The sequence below is a fragment of the Aestuariivirga sp. genome (assembly GCF_037139295.1).
Classification (GTDB): domain Bacteria; phylum Pseudomonadota; class Alphaproteobacteria; order Rhizobiales; family Aestuariivirgaceae; genus Aestuariivirga.
Map to the genome: position 1 here is coordinate 1 of NZ_JBAXGR010000216.1, position 3,096 is coordinate 3,096.

2 protein-coding genes and 1 tRNA gene are annotated in these 3,096 nt (G+C 63.6%); 2 read left to right on the forward strand and 1 reads right to left on the reverse strand.

Annotated elements, in window-relative coordinates; all coding sequences use genetic code 11:
- Positions 1 to 464 precede the first annotated feature (464 nt).
- The gene (locus WCJ41_RS21000) at positions 465 to 1,043 is read right to left on the reverse strand and encodes a GNAT family N-acetyltransferase (RefSeq protein WP_336907787.1); all 579 of its coding nucleotides are present in this window, start codon (positions 1,041 to 1,043) and stop codon (positions 465 to 467) included.
- Positions 1,044 to 1,147: 104 nt separating this feature from the next.
- On the opposite strand from WCJ41_RS21000, the gene WCJ41_RS21005 reads away from it, so the two are divergent.
- Both WCJ41_RS21005 and WCJ41_RS21010 read left to right on the forward strand, forming a co-directional pair.
- The gene (locus tag WCJ41_RS21005; protein WP_336907788.1) at positions 1,148 to 2,926 is read left to right on the forward strand and encodes a 1-deoxy-D-xylulose-5-phosphate synthase; all 1,779 of its coding nucleotides are present in this window, start codon (positions 1,148 to 1,150) and stop codon (positions 2,924 to 2,926) included.
- A 94-nt stretch (positions 2,927 to 3,020) separates the two neighbouring features.
- A tRNA-Asn gene (locus tag WCJ41_RS21010) sits at positions 3,021 to 3,096 on the forward strand.

Here is a 3,096-nt window from a genome sequence, read left to right on the forward strand (position 1 = left end):
TACGCAGAGGACTGCAAATCCTTGCACCCCGGTTCGATTCCGGGCGAGGCCTCCAAACTTTTCCCCTGAAAAATCAGACAGTAAATCCAGAGATACCGCCGCATGGCGGTACCCTGCTCCCTGCCCGATGTTTGGGCAGCGCAGTCATCTGTCGACGAGGTGCAAGCGCACTGCTGAATTGAATGAGAGAATTAGCAACTCTCCGCCCGCATGAAGCAAACGGCAGCGCAAAAAATGCCGCCGCCCTTGCGGAGCGGCGTCTTGCTAGTCGGTGGCTCCACGCAGACGAAGCCGGCACGTCTCACGGTAACTGCGGCGCCATGTGATGTGCCGGGCAAGCCAGCCAAGGCAACCTGCGACGGCCAAGATCTCCAATGCGAATGCCATGTCGAACCCCCCGTTCTGCATTCAAACGCGGTTGAGGCGGCGCTCAATTCGTCAACAAGACATTGCGCCATGGAGTTTCAGATCGGCCGACTGAGGAGCAGCCAGTACGCAGGACCGGTGCGATTGCCATAAGGCAGCCAGCGCCGCCTTTCCTGTTCAGCGAAACCAGCACTCCGATAAAGCGCAAGGGCTCTCTCATTGTCGTCCTCGACGACCAGCGACACGCCCACTGATCCAGACCTCCTTGCAAGCGTCTCGGCATGGTGCAGGAGCAACCTGGCGAAACCTCTGCCGCGATACTCGGGATAAACGGCCAGCCCGATCACCGCCCAGTGCTCTGCCGCGTGTGCCTCCAAAGCGAGGAGTGGCGCGAAATAGTCCGGGAAGCCCGGTGGTGCCTCGGCGCCGGGTGGCACCGGACCACCGATCAGCGTCCCCGCCACCTCTCCATCGACATCCAGCATGAGGGCCCGTGACAAATGATATGGCAGCGATCGGTCTTCGATGATGCGCTGGCGGGCGCCTTCGAAGGCCGAGCCATCCGCGCTGGCGTTCGCGGCCCAGAACGCGCTCTCGATACCGTGCCCGGCGATGTCCATCAGCGCCGCCACATGGACGGCGTCGTTCTTCTGTGCAGGACGGATCTCGACGGCCATTTTGCTTCCCCCGGGCGTAGCTGTGGCACGCCTGGTCATGTTAGGCACCCATTTCGTGAGTCGGCATCTTGGCGAACCGTCAATTGAGTGTTACAGTCTTCTGTATGGACAAGTTGACACCCCTCCTTGACCGCGCCCCAACGCCAGAGGCCATCCGGCAGCTTCGGCCCGCCGACTTACCCCGTCTTGCCAAGGAACTTCGCGACGAGGTGATCGCGGCTGCGGCCGAGACGGGCGGCCATTTCGGCGGCGGGCTGGGTGTGGTCGAACTCACCGTGGCGATCCACTATGTCTTCGACACGCCGCGCGACAAGCTGATCTGGGATGTAAGCCATCAGGCCTATCCCCATAAAATCCTTACAGGAAGACGCGAGCGCATCCGGTCCATCCGCCAGCGTGGCGGGCTCTACGGCTTCACCAAGCGCGACGAGAGCGAATATGATCCCTTCGGCGCCGCCCACAGCTCCACCTCGATTTCCGCGGGCCTCGGCATGGCGCTGGCGCGTGACCTCACGGGCGGCGATAATCATGTCATCGCCGTCATCGGCGACGGCGCCATCACCGGCGGCATGGCCTGGGAAGCGATGAACCACGCGGGCAGTCTGAACAGCCGCCTGATCGTCATACTCAACGACAACGGCATGTCGATCGCGCCGGCCGTCGGCGCCCTCAACGATCATCTCGCACAGCTCCGCAAAGGCAGGCTTCCCAGCGTCTTCGAAGGTTTGGGTTTCCGCCACGAAGGCCCCGTGGACGGGCATGACATGAAGTCGCTGCTCGCCGCACTGCGCCAGGCGCGCGACAGCGAGGAGTCAGGCCCCATCCTGATCCACGTCGTGACCCAGAAAGGCCACGGCCACCCCTTCTCTGCTCCCGATAAGGAGCACTACCACGCTGTCTCGAAGTTCGATCCCGTCACCCTTGAATTCAAGGCTGCAAAGGCGAACGCGCCAACCTTCACGCAGGTCTTCGCCTCCAGCCTCATTGCAGCGGCGGAGCGCGACCCCAAGCTTGTCGCGATCACCGCCGCCATGCCATCCGGCACTGGCCTCGACATCTTCGCGGAACGTTTTCCCAATCGTACTTTTGACGTCGGCATTGCCGAGCAGCACGCGGTGACGCTCGCCGCGGGCCTCGCCAGCGAGGGCATGACGCCGGTCTGCGCCATCTATTCCACCTTTCTGCAACGCGGCTTCGACCAGGTCGTGCATGACGTTGCGCTGCAGCGCCTGCCCGTGCGTTTCGCCATCGACCGCGCCGGGCTGGTCGGGCAGGACGGCGCCACGCATGCCGGCTCCTTCGACCTTGGCTACATGGCGATGCTGCCGGGCATGGTGGTCATGGCGCCGGCCGATGCCGCCGAACTCCGCCGCATGGTGGCCACTGCCATTGCCTATGACGAAGGCCCCATTGCCTTCCGCTATCCGCGCGGCGAGGCTGCAGGCACTGACGATCCGCTCGAGCGCCGTGCGCTGGCCATTGGCCGAGGCCGCCTGCTGCGCGAGGGGTCCGACGTCGCCATCCTGTCACTGGGCGGCAGGCTGGAAGCCGCCATGGCGGCGGCACAGGAACTTTCCGCGCTCGGGATCGAGGCCAGCGTGGCGGACGCTCGCTTCTGCAAACCCCTCGACACCGAACTGGTCGAAGGCCTCGCCCGCTACCATCCGCTGCTCGTCACCGTTGAGGATGGCGCTATCGGCGGATTCGCAAGCCACGTGCTGCAGCACCTCGCCAACCGTGACCTTCTGGGGCGCACCCGATTCCGGGCTTTCACCCTGCCCGACCGCTTCGTCGCCCACGGCACGCCCGCCGAGCAATATGCCGATTCCGGTCTGGACGCCCGCTCCATCGCGACAGGGATTATGGGCCTGCTGCGGCCCTGAAATCACGGATTTACGGCCCTTGAACGGTGAATTGCTGACCACGCTAGAAAGTGCTTTTCCCCACCGAAACCGTCTGCTATAGCCGCCTCCGCATTCCCCGATAGCTCAGTTGGTAGAGCATTCGACTGTTAATCGAATTGTCCCTGGTTCGAGTCCAGGTCGGGGAGCCA

Bases quoted from the DNA above. Each gene is read 5' to 3' on its own strand.
- WCJ41_RS21000 (WP_336907787.1), bottom strand. From the start codon at position 1,043: ATGGCCGTCGAGATCCGTCCTGCACAGAAGAACGACGCCGTCCATGTG.
- WCJ41_RS21005 (WP_336907788.1), top strand. From the start codon at position 1,148: ATGGACAAGTTGACACCCCTCCTTGACCGCGCCCCAACGCCAGAGGCC.